Source organism: Rhodothermales bacterium, from assembly GCA_041391505.1.
Taxonomy (GTDB): Bacteria; Bacteroidota; Rhodothermia; order Rhodothermales; family JAHQVL01; genus JAWKNW01.
On the sequence record JAWKNW010000002.1, the window covers coordinates 345913 to 368457 of the forward strand.

Annotated in this window: 16 protein-coding genes; 5 read left to right on the top strand and 11 right to left on the bottom strand. The window is 66.0% G+C overall.

The window, feature by feature from the left end; all coding sequences use genetic code 11:
* Positions 1-337 precede the first annotated feature (337 nt).
* The 4 genes from R2834_03410 to R2834_03425 all read right to left on the bottom strand — a co-directional run bounded on the left by R2834_03410 (position 338) and on the right by R2834_03425 (position 6090).
* Positions 338-1828 (bottom strand): biopolymer transporter TolR, encoded by a 1491-nt coding sequence (locus tag R2834_03410; GenBank protein MEZ4699355.1) that lies wholly within the window; start codon positions 1826-1828, stop codon positions 338-340.
* 143 nt (positions 1829-1971) lie between these two features.
* Complete coding sequence (locus tag R2834_03415; protein MEZ4699356.1) at positions 1972-2331, bottom strand: hypothetical protein; 360 nt, start codon at positions 2329-2331, stop codon at positions 1972-1974.
* Positions 2332-2537: 206 nt separating this feature from the next.
* Positions 2538-5240, bottom strand: a complete 2703-nt coding sequence (locus R2834_03420) for a LuxR C-terminal-related transcriptional regulator (protein MEZ4699357.1) — start codon at positions 5238-5240, stop codon at positions 2538-2540.
* A gap of 142 nt (positions 5241-5382) precedes the next feature.
* Entirely contained in the window at positions 5383-6090 is a 708-nt protein-coding gene (locus R2834_03425; protein ID MEZ4699358.1) for a c-type cytochrome, read from the bottom strand.
* Positions 6091-6336: 246 nt separating this feature from the next.
* On the opposite strand from R2834_03425, the gene R2834_03430 reads away from it, so the two are divergent.
* From R2834_03430 to R2834_03445, 4 genes are all read left to right on the top strand, one after another.
* Complete coding sequence (locus tag R2834_03430; protein ID MEZ4699359.1) at positions 6337-7794, top strand: arylsulfatase; 1458 nt, start codon at positions 6337-6339, stop codon at positions 7792-7794.
* A gap of 81 nt (positions 7795-7875) precedes the next feature.
* Complete coding sequence (locus R2834_03435) at positions 7876-9105, top strand: hypothetical protein (GenBank protein ID MEZ4699360.1); 1230 nt, start codon at positions 7876-7878, stop codon at positions 9103-9105.
* Between the two features lie 129 nt (positions 9106-9234).
* On the top strand, positions 9235-10182 hold the full coding sequence (locus tag R2834_03440; protein MEZ4699361.1) for a DM13 domain-containing protein: 948 nt from the start codon (positions 9235-9237) through the stop codon (positions 10180-10182).
* Positions 10183-10193: 11 nt separating this feature from the next.
* Positions 10194-11042, top strand: a complete 849-nt coding sequence (locus R2834_03445; protein ID MEZ4699362.1) for a hypothetical protein — start codon at positions 10194-10196, stop codon at positions 11040-11042.
* On the opposite strand, the gene R2834_03450 is transcribed toward R2834_03445, so the two are convergent.
* From R2834_03450 to R2834_03460, 3 genes are read right to left on the bottom strand one after another with little or no spacing between them, the layout of a single operon-like run.
* On the bottom strand, positions 11016-11609 hold the full coding sequence (locus R2834_03450; GenBank protein ID MEZ4699363.1) for a hypothetical protein: 594 nt from the start codon (positions 11607-11609) through the stop codon (positions 11016-11018). The two genes, R2834_03445 and R2834_03450, sit on opposite strands and share 27 nt — an antisense overlap.
* Positions 11606-13327 carry a hypothetical protein gene (locus tag R2834_03455; GenBank protein MEZ4699364.1) on the bottom strand — a complete coding sequence of 574 codons (1722 nt, stop codon included), beginning with the start codon at positions 13325-13327 and terminating at the stop codon, positions 11606-11608. Before R2834_03455 ends, R2834_03450 begins: the two co-directional genes overlap by 4 nt.
* Before the next feature lie 4 nt (positions 13328-13331).
* Positions 13332-14429, bottom strand: coding sequence for a GNAT family N-acetyltransferase (locus R2834_03460; protein MEZ4699365.1), 1098 nt, complete (start codon positions 14427-14429; stop codon positions 13332-13334).
* A gap of 453 nt (positions 14430-14882) precedes the next feature.
* On the opposite strand from R2834_03460, the gene R2834_03465 reads away from it, so the two are divergent.
* Positions 14883-16412, top strand: a complete 1530-nt coding sequence (locus tag R2834_03465; GenBank protein MEZ4699366.1) for an aminotransferase class V-fold PLP-dependent enzyme — start codon at positions 14883-14885, stop codon at positions 16410-16412.
* A gap of 73 nt (positions 16413-16485) precedes the next feature.
* Here R2834_03465 and R2834_03470 read toward each other — a convergent pair whose 3' ends face one another.
* From R2834_03470 to wecB, 4 genes are all read right to left on the bottom strand, one after another.
* On the bottom strand, positions 16486-17844 hold the full coding sequence (locus R2834_03470) for a nucleotide sugar dehydrogenase (protein ID MEZ4699367.1): 1359 nt from the start codon (positions 17842-17844) through the stop codon (positions 16486-16488).
* Positions 17845-17976: 132 nt separating this feature from the next.
* Complete coding sequence (locus R2834_03475) at positions 17977-19857, bottom strand: hypothetical protein (GenBank protein ID MEZ4699368.1); 1881 nt, start codon at positions 19855-19857, stop codon at positions 17977-17979.
* A gap of 44 nt (positions 19858-19901) precedes the next feature.
* Complete coding sequence (locus tag R2834_03480) at positions 19902-20975, bottom strand: GDP-mannose 4,6-dehydratase (GenBank protein MEZ4699369.1); 1074 nt, start codon at positions 20973-20975, stop codon at positions 19902-19904.
* A 396-nt stretch (positions 20976-21371) separates the two neighbouring features.
* On the bottom strand, positions 21372-22478 hold the full coding sequence (gene wecB, locus R2834_03485) for a UDP-N-acetylglucosamine 2-epimerase (non-hydrolyzing) (GenBank protein MEZ4699370.1): 1107 nt from the start codon (positions 22476-22478) through the stop codon (positions 21372-21374).
* Positions 22479-22545: the final 67 nt, after the last annotated feature.

A 22545-nucleotide genomic window follows, 5' to 3' on the forward strand; every position in this document is an offset into this window, starting at 1 on the left:
ATTGGAAATCGAAAATCGGAAATTGCTACGTGTAAGGCGCCTCATATCCTGCATCCTGCATCAGGACTGTTAACAAAAATGGCTGTGCGCACTCTATAAGCACATACCCTCCTTTTTAAGGAGGGTCGTCGACGGCATGTGCCGCTCGACGGGGAGGATCAGCCGAAATAGACCGCTGTGCCATCCAACAAACCACCCCACCCCGACGTTCGTCGTGGTCGCCCCTCCTTGGAAAGGAGGGGATGACCTGAAAAAGGACGCCCTGCTATTTTTGTTAACACGCCTGATCCCGCATCCAACATCCCCCATCCCTCAACCTGCCCCCGGCCCCCCATCCTCACGGCCTCGCCAGCCGGTGGCTCACGAAGGCGAACTCCTTGCTGTCCGGCGACCACGAGTTGACATTGATGGTGCCCTGGCCGCCGAAGAGTTTGGCGACGGTGCGCACGGCGCCGCCTTCGGCCGGCATCATGCGGAGCATCACGTCGTGGTAGGGCGGGTGGCCCTCGACGCCGGGCTCAAAGCTGACGAACACCATGTGCTGCCCGTCGGGCGAGATGTGGGGGAACCAGTCGTTGTATTCGTCGAACGTGAGCTGCTCCTGGCCCGAGCCGTCCGGCCGCATCCGGTAGATCTGCATCGTGCCCGTGCGCACCGAGTTGAAATAGATCCACTGGCCGTCGGGGGAGTACTCGGGGCCGTCGTCGAGGCCCACCGCCGTCGTCAGCCGGCGCTCGCGGCCGCCGCCGATGGGCATGGCGTAGATGTCGTAATCGCCGTTTCGCTGCCCGACATACACGAGGGTCTTGCCGTCCGGCGATACGCCGTGCCAGTAGGACGGTTCGAGGGGGGTGATCTGCCGCGCCTTCCCGCCGGCGATCGGGGCCGTGTAGACGCGCGACGCGGTATGACCGGGGCCGACCCCGCTGATGATGAGCGTTTTCCCGTCGAATGTGATGCCGTGGTCGTTGTTGGCGCGGATGACCGGGTCGGTCTCGATCATTTTCGGCTCACCGCCGGCCGGCGGGATCGTGTAGAGGCCGCCGTTCATATTGAAGAGGAGATAGGAACCGTCCGGCGACCAGTTGGGGGCCTCGAAGCGCTCCATGGCGCGCCACACCACCCGGCGGTCGGTATACGCCGCCACGGGGATGATCTCGAGCGTGGATTCGACAACCGGTTCGCCCGATGCCGCCGGCAGGTTCGTGTCGAGCCGTACGTCCGTGAAGACCGCGGTCTGCGTCGTGTCGTTGTCGTGCGCGCTGACCCCGATGCCGACATACACGGAGTCGCCGAACGCCACCTTGTACGAGCCGCCCGAGGGCTGGAGCGGATCGGCGCCGGCGGCGACGGACATGTACGCCACGTCCCCTTCCCGGGTCAGCGCCAGCCGGCGGGCCTGCCGAACGTTCGAGATGATCTCGTAGGTTATCCCGCCCTTGATTTCCCGGTGCTGGAGCGCCGATATCCCGTTGCCGTGCACCGCCGCGCTCACATACGCGGCATCGCGGTCGAGGTCCTGGCGGATCATCAGGATAGCCTTCCGATGCGGATTGCCCGTCGCCCCGAGCAGTTCGATATCCGCCGACAACGCCAGATCCCTCGTTGGCACCCGCTTCCAGATGTAGTGGAAATCGTCCTTGTCCTCCCACATGTTGTCGCCGCCGCCGACCACGGTGTAGGCGCCGGTCGCCGCGTCATAATCGACCGAGCCGGCGTGCCGGACGACGCCGACGTCCGTCTGACCCTCGAACTGCCCCAGATCGGGACCGGCGCAGCCGGCCAGGAGGAAGAGCAGGGCAAATGCATACAAAGATGGTGCGCGCATGGGGCCGAGGCGTTGGGTTGCGGGGTGATGGACGATCCAGCATAAGAAAAAGGCCCGGGGTATTCAATTATCCCAACGACAGAACGCCGGCCCGGGATGAACCCGGCCGGCGTTCCATGCACGTCCATCGGGAGGTGCGGAGGTCATTGTTTGTAGCGGAGAAACACCACGTTCATCTGCTTCTCGTCGGCGCTGATGCCGTTGCTGATGATGACGTTGGACTTCCCGAGGCCGGTCACCAGGATGGCGTCCGCCCCCTTTTCCTTTGCTTCCTCGATGAGTTTGCCCTGGATCTTGCGGTTCTTGACCCAGAACCCGCTCCCCAGGCCGTGCCCGATGAGGTCGTAGTCGCGGGCAATCGCCGCTTCGGAGTAGTAGATGTCCACGTCGGCCGTAGGTGTATACTCGTCGCCGACGTAGTTGACGCTGGCGCATCCGCCAGCCAGCACCGCAACGAGGGCGATGAGGGGCAGGATGGCGCGCCGCGTCGTGCGGGATGGCATGGAGGTCGCGGGGTTCGGGTAACAGGTCTGTGCACGTTGCATGATCGTCGATGGTCTGATTGCTGGAAAGATCGGGGAAGGCGTTGCGCCTCGCCCCCGACCGGGGTGCTTTTGTGACAGAACCTACGGCGGGTCGATGCCGCGCGATGCGCCCAAAGGGTGCAGGAGGGGTTGTATTCAGGGGTTGTAATTTGCAGGCCGGCGGCCTACAACACGCCCAGCGTGGTGGCCCTGGCGACGGCTTCGGTGCGGTGCGACACGCCGAGTTTGCCGTAGGCGTTGGAGATGTGCCGTTTGACGGTGGCGACGCTGATGTACAGCTGCTCCGCGATGTCCGGATTGCGCTTGCCGGCGGCGATGAGACGCAGGATCTCGATCTCGCGCGCGGTCAGCGGCTCGGGCAACGCGCCGCCTCCCCGCTCCGCCCGCGCGGCGGAACGCTGCGCCTCGCCGAGGGCCTCCAGCAGGTGCCGGCCGAACGCGCCCCCGCACCCCCTGGCCACGGCCGCCGCAAGCCACTCCCCGATCGCAGCCCCTTCATCCAGAAACAGGCGCACCGGGCGGTCCCCTTCGGCCAGCGCGAGCGCGCGCTCGAAACGCGTCTGGGCCGACGGCGCATCGCCGGCATCCCGCGCGTGCTGCGCTTCGAGGAGCAGGGTTTCGACGAGGCTGCCCCGGCGACCGCCGCGCTCGGCTTCGCGGCGCAGACGGTCCAGCAGCACCCCCGCCGCATCGCGGGCCACCCGGTCCGGGGCGTGCCGATCCCGGGCAAGGAGCAGCCGCGCAAACGTGAGGTGTTCGTATTCGCGCATGAACGAAAGCGGCTCGCCGGCGGACAGGGCGCGTTCGTCCGCCCACGCCCAGGCCTCCTCGAGCCGGCCCTGACGAATCAGGATGCGGGCCTTCCGGGCCGCGTAGGGGCGTGGCTGCGGCACCGGCCCCCGGATCATGGCGCGCTCCGCGTCGTCGAGCAGCGCGGCGGCAGCATCGAGCTGGCCCTCGATTTCGAGCCGGCGCGCCCGCGCGGCGGGCCATCGGTCGGGATAATCGCCCAGAGACGCCTCGGGGCCCAGCGACTCGCTCCGCGAAAGCGCCTCGGCCGCGGCCTCGGTCTCGCCCAGCTCCAACAGGATGTCGCAGACCCCGCGATACAGGTCGGCGATCCCCCGGACGGCGCCCTGCCCTTCCTCCGCGACGCGCAGGGCCTGTCGGTAGACGTTAAGCGCCTCCTGCAGCCGTCCCTGGGCGAAACGGATGTCAGCCATCAGCCCGGCCCCGGAGAGATGGAAGGTCGAGTCGCCGCTCTTTCGGGCGAGCTCGAACCCGCCGGCGATGACGCGATAGGCCTCGTCGAGGTCGCCGGCACACCAGGCGGTCAGCCCGAGAATGACCGTCGAGCCGCCGCGCCAGATACGGTCGTCTTCCGGCAGCAGCGTGAGGGCGCGGCGGGCCTCGCGAACGGTGCCTTCGACGTCGCCCGAGGCCTGGGCATCGATCGCCCGGGCCGTCGCGATCCGCCCGGGCAAGGCCGCCGCCTGCGCGTTCGCCGGCGGCGCCTCGGTGGCGATGGCGCGCCCGGCGCGTTCGAAGCAGGGTCTCGCCGCCTCCAGATCGCCCCGCTCGAGCAGCGCCCATCCGCGCCAGAAATCGAGGACCGGCCAGCGGTCGTACGTCGGCTCGGGGAGCGCCTCGAGCCACCCGTACAGGGTCGCCGACTGGCCCCGGGCATACAAGGGATCGGCCGCCCGCTCGATGAGCCCGGCCGCCCGGTCGGTCTCGCCGCCGGCCAGGGCATGGTGGATCGCTTCGGCCGGAAGTCCGTTCGCCTCGTACCACCCGCTCGCGCGGCGGTGCAGCAGCGGCGTTTCGCCGGCGCCGGATTGCTCGCGCAGGGTCCGGAGCGCATCCGCGAACAGATGGTGATACCGGTACCACCGGCGCGTCTCGTCCAGCGGCACGATGAACAGATGCTCCCGCTCCAGCGCCTGCAGGACGCGCGACCCGTTCGTCGCCCCGGTGACGGCGTCGCACAGCGGCCCGTTCATCTGATCCAGGATGCACGTCTGCAAGAGAAAGCGCCGCGCATCCTCGGACTGGTGCCGAAGCACCTCATCCACCAGAAAATCGGTGATGTGCCGATGGTCGCCGGCGAACGTGCGCACGAAGTTCTCGGCATCCTCACGTCCTTGCAGGGATAACGCCGCCAGCTGGAGGCCGGCGATCCATCCTTCCGTACGCTGCTCCAACGCGGCGATCTGATCCTCGGTCAGCCGAAGCCCCATGGCATCGCGCAGATAATCCGCCGCCTCCGCGGGCGTGAACTGCAGGTCGCCGGCGCGCAGCTCGGTCAGCTCGCCCCGGGCGCGGAGCAGGGACGTTGGGAACGGCATCTCGGCGCGACTGGCCAGCACAAGGCGCAGATTCGCGGGCTGATGCGCAATGACGAACGCCAGCGCGTCGTGGATGGCCGGATTGTCGATGCGATGCACGTCGTCCAGCACCAGCACCACATCGCGCCCGAAGGCGGCCACTTCGTTCAGGAGGGTCGTCAGGATCGCGTTGATGGGCCGGGACTGCGTGGCGTCGAACAACGACGCCAGACCGAGGCCCACCTGAGGTGCCCGGGTGCGGAGGGCGGCGATGACGTAGGACCAGAACAGCGTCGGGTCGTTGTCGCCCGGGTGCAGCGAGAGCCATGCCGCCGGCGTGCCAGCGAGCCATTCGGCGAGGAGGGAGGTTTTGCCAAAGCCGGCCGGCGCGGCAAGCACCGTCACCTTGCGGCCTGCGCCGCGCGTCAACGCCTCCACGAGCCGGGGGCGGGAGATCATCCCGTCGCGCCAGCGAGGAGGATTGAGCCGGGTCTCCAGCAGCGGATGGTGAACGGCCTTCGGGCTCGATGAATCAATCAAGGGACCGGTGGATGCGGGTCGTTGCGGCGTGGCGTCGGGGATGCGGTGCAGGAAACTACGGCATCTCGCGCCAGAAGGCGAACGCCGGCGTCAAACGGATCATCTTTTCATCCCCCGATGCGGCCCGTCAACGGAACCGGCTTCACGGCCTCGCCCTGTGGCTCACGTACCAGACGTACGCCGCCACGGCGTGCACCTCGTCGGGCGAAAGGTTCGAGCCGCCGCGCGGCGGCATCGGGATGCCCCGCGTAGCGCGCTCGATCGGCACGCCGGCTTCGATCGTGCGGACAATCTCCAGGTAGCTGCCTTTCGCGTGGAGCCACTCCCCGTCGGTCAGGTTGGGCCCGCGCGCACCGGACGCGTCGTCGCCGTGGCAGGAGACGCACTGGCCCGGGCCGTGGAAGACGCCGTTGCCGCGATCGATCATGGCGGCGCTCACGCCGGCGGGCAGCGGCTCACCCGGATGGCTGATCCGCCAGACAAACGCCGCCACAGCCTGGACGTCGACATCGTCGATGGCCCCGCCGCCGCGCGGCGGCATCGCCAGCTGGCGCGTCGACTCGGACTCCGGCACGCCGGTCAGAATCACCTGGAGGATCGACAGGTAGCTGCCTTTCGCCTGCAGCCAGTCCGCATCCGTCAGGTCGGGCCCGAGCACCCCCGTCGCCCCCTCGCCGTGGCAGTTGGCGCAGAGGCCCCTCCCCTGGAAGAGCGCGCCGCCTTGCTCGACCATGGCCATGGTGACGCCGGGCGGCAGCGCGCCGGCAACCGGCTGCGCCATCAGGCTGTGGGGACTGAACGCAAAAACCAGGGCGGCGAGATACGCCGCGGGGCGAAAAGGCACACGCATGGCATGGGGAGGATTGGGGCGACGCGCCGGCGCGCCTCCATCGAGGGCGGCCGGGCATGGCGACGTTTTGGGATCCTGCGCATGGGTGGTGAGGCGCGTTTTCGATACAGGATGTACCCGAGGCGGGCCGGATGACCAGCGCTCGCAACGGCGGACGCCCGTTCTTTTTTTGCAAAAAGGCGCGCCGAGCCGCATCTTGCCTGCTCCCAAAGAATCTTCCCGTTGTCTTCCAGCCCGACTCGCGCCATGTATCGACTGGCTTCCCGCCTTGTGTTCTGCATCGCCCTCGTTTCGCTTCGATGCGCGCCGGCGCCCCCGCAGCGCCCACCTAATATCGTCTTCCTGCTGGCCGACGACCTCGGCTACGCGGAACTCGGCAGCTACGGGCAGCAGATCATCCGAACCCCCAACCTCGATCGCATGGCCGCCGAAGGCATGCGCTTCACGCAGCACTACGCCGGCAACGCCGTCTGCGCCCCGTCCCGCTCCGTCCTGATGACCGGGAAACACGCCGGCCACGCCTTCATCCGCGACAACGGCGACCCGAAAGGCCTGGACTCCCTCAAGGCGCGCTACGGGTGGGAATTCCCGGGGCAATATCCCATACCGGACGAGGAGTTCACCATCGCCGAGATGCTCAGGGCCGGCGGCTACGCCACCGCCGCCATCGGCAAATGGGGGCTCGGCCACGTGGGCACCACGGGCGACGCCACGCGCCAGGGATTCGACCTCTTCTACGGCTACTACTGCCAGCGCCACGCCCACAACCACTACCCGAAATTCCTCTGGCGCAACGACCGCAAGGAGATCCTCCCCGGCAACGACCGCACCCTCACCGGGGCCACGTATTCGCAGGACCGCTTCATCGAGGAAGGGCTCGCCTTCATCCGCGAAAACCGGGACCGCCCGTTTTTCCTCTACATGCCGTTCACCGTCCCCCACCTCTCCATCCAGGCGCCGGAGGAAGAGGTGGCGGCCTACGCCGGCCTCATCGAGGAAGCCCCCTACCAGCACACGGCCTACCTGCAGCACCCGGCCCCGCGCGCCGGCTATGCCGCCATGGTCACCCATCTCGACCGCGGCATCGGCGACATCATGGCCCTGCTGAAGGAACTCGGCCTGGACGAAAACACCGTCGTCTTTTTCAGTTCGGACAACGGACCGACCTACGACCGGCTCGGCGGCTCCGATTCCGACTACTTCCATTCCGCTGGCCCGTTTCGCGGGCTGAAGGGCAGCCTCTACGAGGGGGGGATCCGCGTCCCTCTCATCGCGCGCTGGCCCGGCAAGATCGCCGCCGGATCGGTCTCCGACCACCTCTCCGCCTTCTGGGACGTGATGCCCACGCTGGCCGACCTCGCCGGCACGCACGCGCCGGCGGGGATCGACGGCATCAGCTTCGCCCCCACCCTCCTGGCCGACCCGGCCGGGCAGCCTGAGCACGACCTGCTCTACTGGGAATTCCCCGACTACGGCGGACAGCAGGTCGCCCGCATGGGACCCTGGAAGGCGGTCCGCCAGCAGATGCGAGTGAAGGACAACCCGGACCCGCTCCATATCGAACTCTACAACCTCGAGGACGACATCGGCGAAACCACCGACGTCTCGGCCGATCATCCCGACCTCGTCGCCCGGTTCGACTCCCTGATGGCCGCCGCACGCACGCCCAGCCCGCTATTCCCGCTCGCTCCGCTCGACCCGTGAGCGCTTCATCCTGCCGGCGGTTACTCCATCCCCGATACGGGTACTAAAACCAACCGCCTCTCGCAGCCCAATCCCGGACTCATGCTTGATCCCCGCGCCACCTGTTGCCTCTTCGTCCTCACACTCCTGCTGACCTCGCAGGGCTTCGCCCAGACGCTACCAACGATCTTTCTGGATTGCGACGCCTGCGACGGCAACTACCTTCGGCGCGAGCTTAATTTCGTCAACCATGTGCGCGACCAGGCCGATGCCGAGATCTACGTCCTGGTGACGTCGCAGCAGACCGCGGCCGGCGGCCGGTCGTATGTGCTCAATTTTGAAGGCCGCGAGCGTTTCGAGGGGATCGACCAGACGCTGCGCCATACGGCCTCCCAGGCGGAAACCGACGACCAGCGCCGGGAGGGCCTGGCCCAGGTCATCCGGATGGGCGCCCTGCCGTATCTATCCCAGACGCCGATCGCCGGCCAGTTCCATATCGATTTCGAGCCCGGCACGACCGCCGTCGAGATCGAACCCGTCACCGATCCCTGGAACCACTGGGTAATCCGCATCGACGCCGGCGGCGCGGTCGAGGCCGAGGAAAGCCAGAAGGAAATCGGCTTCGAGGGCGGCGCCCGCCTCTCGCGCATCACGGAGGCATGGAAGACCATCATCGATTTCGACATGGAAATCCAGCAGGATCGCTTCGAGAGCGACGAGGAAACCATCGTCAGCACCTCGCGCGAGTTCGACAGCGACTATACCGCCGTCAAAAGCCTCAACGCGCGATGGTCTACCGGCCTCATCGGCGAGATCGGCTCGACCACGTTCAGCAACCTCAAGCTGCAGGCGAGCATCGCGCCGGCCATCGAATACAACCTGTACCCGTGGCTCGAATCCGACCGCCGCGTGCTGGCCATCGCGTATTTCGCCGGCGTCCAGCACTACACGTATTTCGAGGAAACCCTCTTCGGCCGCTCCTCCGAGACCCTCGGTTTCCACAGCCTCCGCATCCAGGCCGACTTCGTCCAGCCCTGGGGCGAGATCTTCGCGCAGGTCGAGGCCAACCAGTTCCTCCACGACCTGACCAAAAACAGCATCGAAATCGAGGCGGTGGCCGACCTCCGCATCACGAGAGGCCTGTCGCTGTTCGTGGGCGTCCAGACCGAGATCATCCACGATCAGCTCTTTCTGTCCGCCGGCGGCGCCACGCTCGAAGAGGTGCTGCTCCGCCGGCGCCAGCTCGCCACCAACTTCTCGTTCTCGGTCGACGCCGGCCTGCGGTTCACGTTCGGTTCGATCTACAACAACGTCGTCAACCAGCGGCTCTGAGGCTGCGGCGGTCCATTCCGCCACCACCAGCCGGCAGTTCTTCCAGGGCCGCGGATGTTATGGTTTTGTGATTCATTGCGGCCGCGGATGCCGTATGCTTGGCCCATCCGTTTCGCCATCCATCGCCGTATGCCCAGAACATCCCGCCTTCTCAGACGCTGCCTCGCCGGGCTGATCCCGGTCGGCCTCCTCGCCGGCTGCATCGGCACGGACCTGCTCGACGAGCGGCTGGAATTCGTCGATCCGTACATCGCGCTTACCCCGGTTTCGGAAGCCATCGTGGTAGGCGACCAAGTCAGGTACGAAGCCGTCTACTTCGACAGCACCGGAACGATGTCGCCGGCGCCCATCGGCTGGTCCGTCTCCGACCCCGACGTGGCGTCCATCGGCGCAGACGGCGTGGCGACAGGCCTCGGCGCTGGCCAGACGCGCATCGTCGCGACCGCCGGCGGCGTAGCGAGCGCCGAGGCGCTGCTCACCGTCGTGGGCGACCCGAACGCCGTGGCGCAGGTGCTCGTGACGCCCTCCGACACGAGCGTGACGGTAGGCGGCGGCATCCGGTACACGGCCGTGGTGCTCAATGTCCTCGACCAGCCGCTCGCCGGCCGCACGGTCGCGTGGCGCACCCGCGACGCCGCCATCGCCGAGATCGACCTCGGCGGCAACGCGCGCACCCTGGGCACGGGAGAGACAACGATTGTGGCCACGGTGGACGGCGTCGAGAGCGCGCCGGCGCGCCTGCGGGTTCTCGCTCCGGCCCGGAACGGCTCGTTCCAGGCGCGGGAAGGCACGAGCTACAACGTGGGCGGCCTCGCCATCCTCGAGCCCAGACCGGAAGGCGGGCTCCAGCTCCGCTTCGGCGACAATTTCGCCAGCAGCAGCGGTCCGGATCTGTATGTCTACCTCTCCACAAGCAGCGCGGTGACGGCGACGAGCCTGCAGGTGGGCCGGCTCAAGGCCACCGCCGGCACCCAGACGTACGCCCTCCCGCCCAACATCCGCATTACCGACTACGATTACGTGATCATCCACTGCCTCCCCTTCAACGTGACCTTCGGCTTCGCGCGCCTGATCTGACATCCATGCCCATGTATCGCATCATCGGTTTCGTCCTCCTCGCCAGCCTCGTGGCGTCCGTGCCGGCGTCCGCCGGCCCGTGGACGCAGCGCAAAGGCCAGGGATTCTACAAGTTCGGCTTCGGGTTCGTCCGCGCCACCAACTACTTCGAGCCCGACGGCACGCGCATCGCCATCCCCACGCTGTCCGACTACACCTTCAGCCTCTACGGCGAATACGGCGTGTCGGACCGCCTGACCGCCGTCGCCTACATCCCCTTTCTCCAGCGGCTCACCCTGAATCGACAGATCGGTCGGGAGACGGGCGCCGTGTTTTTCGACGGCGCCGCCACGACGCGCGTCGCCGATGCCGATGTCGGCATACGCCTGGGGCTTTTTCAGATCGGCAACACGGTGGCCAGCGCCAGCCTGATGGCCGGCCTGCCGCTGGGGGATCATACCCAGCCGAACGGTCTCTACACGGGCGATGGCGAGTTCAATCAGTACCTCTCCGTCGGGATCGGGCATTCGTTTTATCCCGCGCCGGCCTACGTCGCCGTCCAGGCCGGCATGAACAACCGCACGAAAGGCTTTTCGGACGAGTTTCGGTACGATGCCGAAGCGGGGTATACGGTGGCCGGACGACTCACGCTGATCGCGAAACTGCGGGGTCTGGAGCCATTGCGCAACGGCGACGCGGCGACGACCGGCGGCACCGGCGGGCTCTACGGCAACAACCAGCGGTATCTGGTTTATGCGTTCGAAGCGGCGGTGGCGATCCGGGGCGGCGTGGGCTTTTCGGCGTCGGTGGAAGGGGCCACGAGGGGGCAAAATATCCTGTCGGCGCCGGCGTATTCAGCGGGGATTTTCCTGCGGCGCTGAGTCGGTCTCGGCGTAGCGCGTGATCTTGCGCGCCATCATGAAACCCAGCACCCGCCAGCCGCGCATCCGCGCGCGCTTCACGTAGCCGGCGCGCTCGATGCCGCGGATCGAGGCCTCGTTGTCCGGGGCGACGAGCACGTAGGCGGAGGGGCCGATACCCCGCGTCGCGAGGTCCGCCGGTATGCGGCTGATGACATAGGGATAGATGCGGCGGCCGCGGTACGAGGCGTCGGTGGCGCAATCGCCGATGACCGGGATCTCGGGATCGAAGCCGAACTGGGAGGGCAGAAGCGTATCGAAGGACACCCAGCTCTCGTGCACGAGCCGGCCCTGATCGAAGATGGCGTAGGCGATCTTGCGCTCGTTCATCCGGGAGGCCAGCGGCGGCGGCGCGCTGCCGGCGAAGACCTTGATCTCGGGCTGTTCCCCAACGGCCGCCACCTCATCGAGGGGGTTCGTCGTCTCGTAGAGTAAAAAATCGATAGGCCGAAACAGCAGCAGGCGGAACGCGCTGGCCGGCGTCATCCTGCGCAGACGCCGCAAGCCTTTCAAAAACGAGGCACTCATGATGGGTTCTGTTCCGGTTGCAAAGCCTGGTCTGCAGGCAGGGTGGCCAGAATGACGTCGCCTCTGCGGGAGAGCGTCGCGCCTTCGAAACGCGGATTGCGGCGGCCGGCGAACGCCAGCCCGCCTCCCTCCGCCGACCAGCCCTCGTCGGTATGGACGAGGCGCGTCCTGGCGAACGCGTCGAGCGAGGCGCGCAGCGCGTTGAACGGCAGCGCGACGATTTCGCCGATGCGCTGGCGCCGGCCGATCTCGGCGACGGCCTCGGCGAAACGGGGATGGATCGCCGGCGCATCGTCCGTGCCCACGAACACGTTGCTGCCGCCATAGGACGGCATCGACCCCACGTAGCAGTGACCGAGCAGCAAGCCGTTCCTGCGGACCAGATCTTCGAGGCTCTCCGTCGCGAGCTGGATGGCGAGATGATTCACGAGGACGGTGTCGAATATCCAGTGTGTGGAGGAACGGGTCAAGACGGACTGCCCCCCGAAATCGTAAAGCGCCATCGGGGACGCATGGTAGCGCCGCAGGGCCTTCCGGTACGCGAGCAACCGGCTCCAGGCTCCCGGGCTGAGCGGATTGCGCGCCACCGCCTTGTACTGCACGGGGCCGCAGCCATTCTTGACCGGAATCGTGGCCAGATAGGCCAGCTGCGCCGGCCCCTTCCGTTCCTTGCGCGACGCCAGCGCCATCGCGTCCCGGTAGGCGTCGCCGGGAGGCCGAACCGCCCAGATGTCCAGGTTCGTCGATGGGTTCTCCCACGTGTCGCTGTAGGACCAGTAGTTGACGACGCCGGCCTCGCTCAACAGCGCCACCAGGTCTTCCCCCCCGGGAAGCCGGCCCGTGCGCGAGAGCAGGTAATCCCCCACGCTATGGTCGATCCAGGTGACCGCGTCGTAAGCACGCATCACGTCGATGCGGGCGCGGCATGCCTCGATGGGCGGCGGCCGGCGGGAAGGCGAAAACGAATGATAGGCGATCTCGGTCCCCTGCGCATGGAGCCGGTCGATCTGCCGGCGATACGCCGGGTCGTCGAGCCCTAGACCGTACGGATGGTCGCCGGGATCGCTCGCCGGGAAAACCGTCTTGGTCAGCCGGAATCCATGCGGCTCGAAGAGGTCGGCCAGGAGCCGCATCTTTTCGGCGCTGTCCCAGTCGGCATGATCGGTCAGGCAGATGGCCGCGAGCGCGCCGTTGGGATAGGGTTCGACCCAGACGCAGTCTTCCACCTCGGGGATGGCATGGATCCGCACCTCGAGGTCGAGCGAGCCGGCGTGCGTCGCCAGCTTCTCCATCCCCCAGAAATGCAGCCCGGCGCCCCGTTTGTCGAGCGCCACGCAGACGGCTTCGACGCCGCCGGACACGGGGCGGAACTGCATCTGCGGGCAGCGCGGCAGGTCGACCTGCCAGGTAGCGCCCTCGCGCACGACGACCAGAAAACAGCCCACCGGAAACGGCGGGACGACGGCGTCGTGCAGCTGCGACAGCGTCCGCTCGGCCGTCAGGCTGAACGCCCGGTCGCAGGGGATGAACACCGTGAGGTCCACCCGCTCGAGGGCGGCATCCGACGTGTCGAGCAGGAACCGGTACTGCTGGGTGCGGAGCGACAGCGGGGCCACGTCGACAGCGACGTCGACGGCGGCGGAGCCCTCCGGGCGCGTGATCGTCGCCCGGACCTCCGGCCGGGGCGCGGCGCTGAAGGGTGCGTTGCGGTGTTCCATCGGCTCAGGCGGTCTGCCGCCCGAGCAGCCGCGAGGCGACGCGGGCGACGGACGATTTGTGACGTTGGAGGAACGGATAGACGCGCGAGAACACGGCAAACCGCACCGGCGAGAGGACGACATAGTCGGGCTCGACGAACGGGACGTGCGTCGGGGAAAAACCCAGTTTGAACCGCATGACGCCCGGGCTGCCGCCCGAGGTGAAGTCGTACCCGCGCAACCCCATCGCGTGGGCGCGCTGGATGGCGTTCCAGTGCAGAAAGTGGCCGACCTTGTAATCCGGCTCGGTGCGCACGGTGCCACCCATGATATAGCTGTAGCGCCGGCCGGCGACCACGCCGTAATGCGTGCCCAGCGGCTCCCCCTCCCGGGTGGCCACAAGCACCACGGCCTCGCCCTTGTTCACCTGCTCGACGAGCGTCGTGCCGAACTGCTCCCACGTCCGCGTGCTGTAGCCCTGTTCGACGCCGTTTTGCTCGATCAGCGCGTAGGCTGCCTGCAACTCCGCCTCGGTGCGGGCTTCCGAGAGGACGAGTCCGCTCTTTTCCGCCTTCCGGATGTTGCGGCGGGTGCCGCTGTTGAACTGTTCGAAGAGGGCATCCTGCCAGCCGTCGCCGGCCGGGAGGGTGTCGAAGGGGATCCAGAGGAGCTGGTTCGGGGCGGAAACGAGGTTGAACGGGAAGCCGGCGCGCGGCAGCATGCCGGAGGGCCGCTCGATCCGTTCCAGCAGGGCCGGATCCGCATGGGCATCGGCGTGCGGGTACTTGATCTGAAGCAAAAAGGCGCCTTCTTCCCGCGCATACCGCAGCGCCTCGTCGAGCAGCGGCGCCACCGCGTCTTCGCGGTCGCTATCCACCGTGGGCCCCATCGGCACCGACATCAGCGTAAACGGCGGCCGGCCAAACCGGAGCATGCCGATGCCGCCGGCGATGCGCCCGCTCGCGGCGTCCCGCTCGGCGATGATGTGCGCGTCGAAGCCGTACCGGCTGAAGCTCTTCAGCCAGGAAGACAGCTGGAGATAATGCCCGCGGGGCGACTCCATCTGGAATCGATCCCACTCCGCGAGGGCTTCGGCGTCGTCGATGATGTGCGTAATCGCCATGAACGGGTAGACTGGATGTAGGCGGCGGTTCGCCGCCGAACGAGGCCTGCAAACGGCGCGCTCCGCGCACGACGTCAGGCAAAAACATCTGGCATCCGGCGTCGCCGTGCAAGCCGGCACGCGGCAGAAAAGAACGACCACGAAGGGCGAACAACCGGATGAGAATGCGGCATGGATATGCGAGCGCCGCCTCTAAACGCGTGACGATCCATCATGATTCCCGATGCTTGGGCGCATGGGCGGGCGTCGCCTCCCCTTCGTAGCAGCAATTGTGCCCGAACCGGGTCGCCGGCGCGCCGGATATTCCCCGCGACACGCGCATTGAAACGAAAGACGCATAGCTCCGTCGCTCATCCGCGCACGCGAAGCACGTCCGTCGTACGTATCTTGCGTTCCGATAGCGCCCTGAGCGCCCCCTTTTCCGCGCCCTTCAGCCACAGGCCACCGCACGTTATGCCGCATTCTGCATCGCAAACCCTGGAAGCGCCCCGAACCGCCTCGTCGCTGGAGGCGCACTTCGAGCCCTTCCGCCAGGGCATCGTCGGCTACGACGCCCGGTTCGAGTCGGCCTACGGCAACCAGCCGCTCGTGTATGCGGACTGGATCGCCAGCGGACGGCTCTACCAGCCCATCGAGGACCGCATGACGGCCCTGTTCGGCCCGATGGTCGGCAATACCCATACGGAAGCGAGCGTCACGGGAACGACGATGACCCGCGCCTACCATGAGGCGCAGCGCCTCATCAAGGCCCATGTCCACGCCGGCCCGGACGATGCGATCATCATGGTGGGGTCGGGCATGACCGGCGCCATCAGCAAGTTCCAGCGCATCCTCGGCCTTCGCGTGCCGGACCTCATGCAGTCGCGCATCCGCCTCGCGCCCGCCGAACGCCCCGTCGTCTTCGTTACGCACATGGAGCATCACTCGAACCACACGTCCTGGCTCGAGTCCCTGGCCGACGTGGTGGTGATGCCGGCCCGGGAGGACGGGCTCGTCAACCCCGACTCGCTGCGCCACATCATCCGCGACTATGCCGATCGTCCGCTCCTGATCGGCTCGTTCACCGCCTGCTCGAACGTCACGGGCATCACGACGCCGTACCACGAACTCGCGCGCATCATGCACGAGCACAACGGGTACTGTTTCGTGGACTTCGCCGCCTCGGCGCCCTATGTCGATATCGACATGCACCCGGCCGACCCGATGGAGCAGCTCGACGCGGTGTTTTTTTCGCCGCACAAATTTCTCGGCGGCCCCGGCACGCCCGGCGTGCTGATCTTCAACAAGCGCCTGTATCACAACCGCGTTCCGGACCAGCCCGGCGGCGGCACGGTCAACTGGACCAACCCCTGGGGCGTCCACAGCTTTATCGACGACATCGAGGCCCGCGAGGACGGCGGCACGCCGGCGTTTCTGCAGACCATACGCGCCGCGCTCGCCATCCGGCTGAAGGAGGCGATGGGCACGGCGGCGATGCGCGCCCGTGAGGAGGAACTGCTGGAAACCACCTTCCGCCGGCTCCGCGAGATTCCCGGCCTGCATATCCTCGCCGATGCGCACATACACCGCCTCGGCGTCGTCTCGTTCTACGTCGAAGGCATCCACTACAACCTCATCGTCCGCCTGCTCAACGACCGGTTCGGGATCCAGGTCCGCGGAGGCTGCTCCTGCGCCGGCACCTACGGCCACTACCTGCTGCACCTCGACGAGGACACGTCCAACGCCATCCTCGACCAGATCCTCAACCACCACGACCTGTCCGCCAAACCCGGCTGGGTGCGCCTCTCGCTGCATCCCACCCTGACCGACGCCCAGCTCGTCTACATCCTCGACGCCATCGAAACGATCGTGATGCGGATCGACGAATGGAAGGGCGACTACACGTACGTCTGCTCCCGGAACGAATTCCTCCACAAGGACGACCGCTACGACGCCGACGAGGTGGCGGGATGGTTTTCGATGGGGACCGGTCGATCGTCGTAATCCATAAAAAATGGGGTTCTGCCGGACGCGAGTGACCGGCAGAACCCCATTTCACGTTCCACGACGGCCCGTCCTAGAATTCTCCGCCGCCCAGCAGCATCACCTTCTCGCGGTTATGCGGGATGTGCTGCATCGCGTTGCGGGTATCGACGATGGCGCGGGCGTTTTCGGCGATCATCGCGTACGGGAAAGCGCTGTGCTGCGTGAGGATCACCACCGTGTGGTACTTCTGCAGCATCGACTCCGAGAGCGGCACCGACTTCAGGTCGAGCACCGTCTTGCCCGTCTCGACGCGCAGCGTCTCGACATGCGGGTCGGTGTAGTCGATGTTCGTGATGCCCTTGTTGTGGAGCAGCTCGATCACCTTGAGCGCCGGCGAATGCCGGGTGTCGTCCACGTCCTTCTTGAACGCGACGCCCATGATGAGCACTTTCGCATCTTCCATGCGCACAGGCTGGTGCGCCAGGCAACGGATCACGGCGTCGAGCACGTAGAACGGCATCTCCTCGTTGATGCGCGCCGAGAGCGTGATGAAGCTCGTCTCGAAGTCGTACCGGCGGGCCAGCCACGAGAGGTAGTACGGGTCAATGGGGATGCAGTGGCCGCCGAGACCCGGGCCCGGGAAAAAGGGCATGAAGCCGAACGGCTTCGTCGCCGCGGCCTCGATGACTTCCCAGATCGAGATGCCGCCCATCCGGTCGCACAGACGCGCGAGTTCGTTGACGAGGGCGATATTGACCGAGCGGAACGTGTTTTCGAGCAGCTTTTCCATCTCGGCCACTTTCGGGCTCGATACCGGGTGCACATGCGCCACCACCTGCTTCATCGCGAAACAGGCCACTTCGGTGCAGGCCTGGGTCACGCCGCCCACTACGATCGGCGTGTTGGCCGTCGTAAACTGCGTATTGCCGGGGTCGATGCGTTCCGGGCTGAAGGCCAGGAAAAAGTCGCGCCCGAGCTGGAGCCCCTGTTTGGCAGCCTCGCGTTCGAGGATCGGCTTGACGAGCCCTTCCGTCGTGTCCGGATAGGTCGTGCTCTTCAGGATGACCAGCTGGCCGGGGCGGATATGCTTCGCGATGGCCTCCGAGGCGGACGCGATGTACGACGTGTCGGGATCCTTGTGTTCGGTGACCGGCGTCGGGACGCAGATGAAGAACACATCGACGCTGGCGGCGGCCGAGAAGTCGTCCTCCGCGATGAAGGAGCCGTTCTCCACGATGGCGGCAATCTGCTCGTCGGGGATGTCCTGGATGTAGTTCGAGCCGGCGTTGAGCCGCAACACCCGTTCGCGATTCAGATCGATGCCGAGCGTCGAAAACCCGCGTTGCGCGTATTCGACCGCCAGCGGCAGGCCGACGTATCCAAGGCCCACAACCCCGATACGCGCCTGCTTGGTTTCGATTTTTTCCCAGAGATCTCGGGCGTGACCCATTTTCGGTAAGGATACAGTGGAGGGCGAGTATTCGGCGATTTTCGCAGGCATAGATAATACCTCGAACCTGTAGTTTAGACCAAGAGATGATGTCAAACGGAAGCTGGTGAGACCTCCGCGGGTGCCGTCGAATCAGAAATCGACAGCGGTCGTGTGATTTGCTTGCTCGGCAAGCGTCCGAAAGCTGAGCTGCGAAACCCGGCACTCAACACCGAGATCGGTGCACGCGGTGCAGATCTCGGCCTTACGCGCATGGGTCATCCGGTGTGCGGTGATCAGCACGGCTTCTGGCCTTTTTGCCGAGATGATACGTTCGAGATCCCGAAAGGAGCCCACGACCGGGATGCCTTGCATCATCATGCCGTGCTTGCGGGGATCGTCGTCGATAAAACCGATCGGCACGAGGCCGAGGTCGGCGTTCTGTCTGAGTTCGCGAAGTGTCATCATGCCGGCGTCGCCTGCCCCGTAGAGCAGCACCCGCTTGCCGGCTTCGCGCTTGGACGAGAGGTAGTGTCGCAGCCCGCGAAAACCAAACCGCACGGCCGCAACAAAAAACGTGGTGATCATGCCGTCGATCACGGCGACGGCGGGGGTGAAGGGGGCGGAGGCGGACAGCCAGCGCACGGCGACATACGCCGCGAGCGATGCCGCGAGCGACGCCGTGGCGGTGCGCACCAGTTCGGGCGCGCCGGCGTGCCGCCAGATGCTGTTGTACAGCCCCAGCAGATAAAACACGCTGATCTTGGCGACGATCACGACCGGGAGCGCCCGGCTCATCTCGGCCAGTGCCATCGAGCCGATGCCGTCCTCGAAACGCAGCATGTGCGCCAGGAAATACGCGGCGACGATCAGCAGCAGGTCGGTCGCGACGCCGAACGACGCCTTCCAGTTGCGCCCGAAGACCGTGTGGAGCACGGCGAAAAACCGGTCGCTGAGCACGTAGGCGCGCGTCGAGAAAAACCCGAGTTCCTCGCGCGCCCCGTACACATCCACACTGGCGAGGAAGACCCCGAACACGGCCAGCGAGACGCCGAGCACGATCATCAGGGCATAAAACACATGGACGTCGGCGTACTGGACGGTCAGCGCCGTCAGGCCGAACAGCAGGCTGATGCCGTACAGCGTGAGCACGGCCCGCCGCTCCGACAAGCCGAGGAAGACGAGCCGGTGCGAGCTGTGATCGCGCCCGCCCTGGGACACCGCCCGGCCGGACATCTTGCGGACGATGGTCACGAGCGTCGTATCGAAGATCGGGATCGCCATGACGAGCACGCTGACAAGCGTGATCGCGATGGAGGACGCTTCCGTGGCGGCATGCGACTGGGCGACCAGGCTCATGGCGGCGATCATGTAGCCGAGAAAGAGGCTGCCGCTGTCGCCCATGAAGATGCGCGCCGGCTTGAAGTTGAAGACCAGGAAGCCGGCCGCGGCGCCCGTCACCGCCATCGAGGCGCTGAACCCGACCAGATCTCCCGAGATGCTCGAAAACAGCGCGAGGATCATGGCCGCGATGCCCGCGATGCCGGCGGCGAGGCCGTCCATGTTGTCGAGCAGATTGAGCGCGTTCGTGATGCCGATGAGCCAGAGGAACGTCACCGGGATGCCCACCCACGCCGGCCAACCCACGCCGAACGAGAAGCCGTCGATCACCAGCACGCCCGCGGCCAGCACCTGGGCGACGAGCTTGGTCGCCGGCCGGATGTTGATCAGATCGTCCACCAGGCCGGTGACGAACATGAGGGTCGCGCCGATCCAGATCGACCAGGGGAGTGAAAATACCGCCAGACCGAGCAGGCAAACGCCCGCACCGGCGTACAACGCGATCCCGCCCATCAACGCCGTAGGCTTCTCGTGCCAGCGGTCCGCCTTGGGCTGCGCCACCCACTTGCGCGCGTGCGCAAGGCGGATGACGGCCGGCGTAGCGAGGATCGTCACGAGGAACGCGGCAATACCGCTGAACCAGGGCCAGGTCGACCAGGTCAGTCCGGCGGGCAACAGAGCGTCGGGCAGCATCTTCAGGTCACTCTCACGGATTAACGGGTGAATGAGCGGCCATCCTAGAGCTCGACGGGCGTCATCGTGGCGCCGGCGTGCTGCTTGGCAGCCGGCTCTTTCGACGACGCCGCGACAGGGGCGTGGGACGGTTTGGTTTTACCCGCCTGCTGGAAGTGGCGGATCACATCGACCAGAATATCGTCGGTCGTGTACGAGGGCGCATAGCCGATGGCGGCGCGCAGCTTGGCGATGTTCGGCGTGCGGCGGCGCATGTCCTCGAATCCGGGGCCGTACGTCTGTTCGTAGGGCACGTGTTCGATGGGCGAATCGCTGCCGGCGAGCTGCCGGACGCGCTCGGCCAGCGCATTGATCGTGATCTCCTCGCTGCCGCCGATGTTGAACACCTCGCCTTCCGCCGCCGGCGTCTGCATCAGCTGAACGATGGCGCGGACGGCATCCCCCACATAGGTGAAGCAACGCGACTGCTCGCCGTCGCCGTATACCTGGATCGGTTCGCCGGCTACGGCGCGCTGCACAAAATTGGGAATCACCATCCCGTAGCGGCCAGTCTGGCGCGGGCCCACGGTGTTGAAGAAACGGGTGATGACGACCGGGAGCTTCTTCTCGTCGGCATACGCCAGCGCGAGAAATTCGTCGATGGTCTTCGAGCAGGCATAGGCCCAGCGGCGCTTGGACGTCGACCCGATCGTCAGGTCGTCCGTTTCGCTGAGCTGCTCGATGTCGCCCCGGTTCTCCATCAACTTGCCGTACACTTCGGAAGTCGACGCGACCAGCACCTTCTTGCGATACTGGCTGGCGAGCATGAGGACGTTCTCGGTGCCGCGCACGTTCGTGACGATCGTCTCCACCGGCTGCTCCATGATGAGCCGGACGCCGACGGCGGCCGCGAGGTGGTAAATCTGATCGCAGCGGGCGACGTGCTTCTCGAGTTCCTCGTAATCCAGGATGTCGGCAATCGTCGACTCGAATCGCTCGTGATGCAACAGGTGATCCACGTTTTCCAGGCGACCTGTCGACAGATTGTCTATGATATGCACATAATGTCCCTGGGCTATCAGGTAGTCAGCCAGGTGACTTCCAATAAACCCGGCGCCTCCGGTGATAAGACATCTCATGATCAGTATTTTTGAGATTCGTATTGACTGTCGAGTGTAGTCGGCTCGCCGACGAGCTAGCAAGCGCACGCGCTTTAGACAGACGACACCCCAGCAATCCCAACACGAAGGTTGTTGTGAATTCGTAGCACCTGTTAGGGTATCGCGGAAATAAGGATAGGATTAAAAGAACAGGTCAAAAACGCCCCATTTTTATCGATAGCCGGCGCCCGGATCGGTATCCTTCCCTATAGCGCGCATGCCGTCAATCAAGTATCGGGCCTATTTTGCGCCGTGGTACGAAAGGGTATCCCTTTGTACACCGGTGCGACGGACACGCCCCTACGCCGGCTTCCCGGGGTCAAATCTTCCGTAACAGGTACGTTTTTTCCGACCGGATCGCGCCCGAACAGCGGTTCACGTGGCGACGGGCCGAAGCACCTGCTCCAGCGCATCGACGATGCGCGTCGCCGCGTTGCCGTCCCACAGGGGCGGGATGCGCCCCTGTTTGACATCGCCGGTCAGGATCGCGTCCACCCGACGACGCAGAACCCGCGGATCCAGCGGAAGCAATTCGTTGGTGCCCAGTTCGATCGTCACCGGGCGCTCGGTATTTTCGCGCAGCGTAAGACACGGAATCTGGAGGAAGGTCGTCTCCTCCTGCACTCCGCCCGAGTCCGTAACGACCAGCGACGCGTTGTCCATCAGACGCAAGAACTCCAGGTAACCCAGGGGTTCGGTGAGCACCAGATTGGACAGCGCGTCCAGCCGACGCATCAGGCCGGCGGCCTCGAGCCGGCTCCGCGTCCGCGGATGCATCGGCATCACGACCGGCAGCACGGCGCACAGCAGCTCGATGCTCTCCACCACGAGGGCCAGCTGCTGCTCGTCGTCGACATTCGACGGCCGGTGCATCGTCATCAGGGCGTAATGGCGCCGGCGGAGCCCCAGATCCTGCAGGATCGGACTCGCGGCGGCGGTCTCCCTGAAATGGACAAGCGAATCGATCATGACATTCCCGACCATAAATACCTTCTCGTCGGCAATGCCTTCGCGGCGGAGGTGATCCAGCCCGCTCTGCTCCGTGACGAACAGATAATCGGAGATGCTGTCCGTCACGATGCGGTTGATCTCTTCGGGCATCGTCCGATCGCCGCTCCGCAGGCCGGCTTCCACGTGCGCCACCGGCACGCCGCTCTTCGCCGCCACCAGGGTACACGCCACCGTCGAATTTACGTCGCCCACGACGAGCACCAGATCGGGCCTGTGCTCGATCAGCGCGCCCTCGAACGCGATCATGATGCGCGCGGTCTGCGCCGCGTGGGACCCGCTTCCCACCCCCAGATAAATATCGGGTTCCGGCAGCTGGAGCTGCGTGAAGAATACGTCGCTCATCCGCTCGTCGTAATGCTGCCCGGTGTGGACGATGATCGACTCAAACGCGCCGTTTTGCTCGAATGCGCGGTGCAGCGGACCGATTTTCATGAAATTGGGACGGGCGCCGACAACATTAAAAACTTTCATGGAAAGGTGACGGGTTACAGGTTGGCTGGTTCGCAGGCGGTCAGGTTGGCCCTGAGCCGGCGCATAT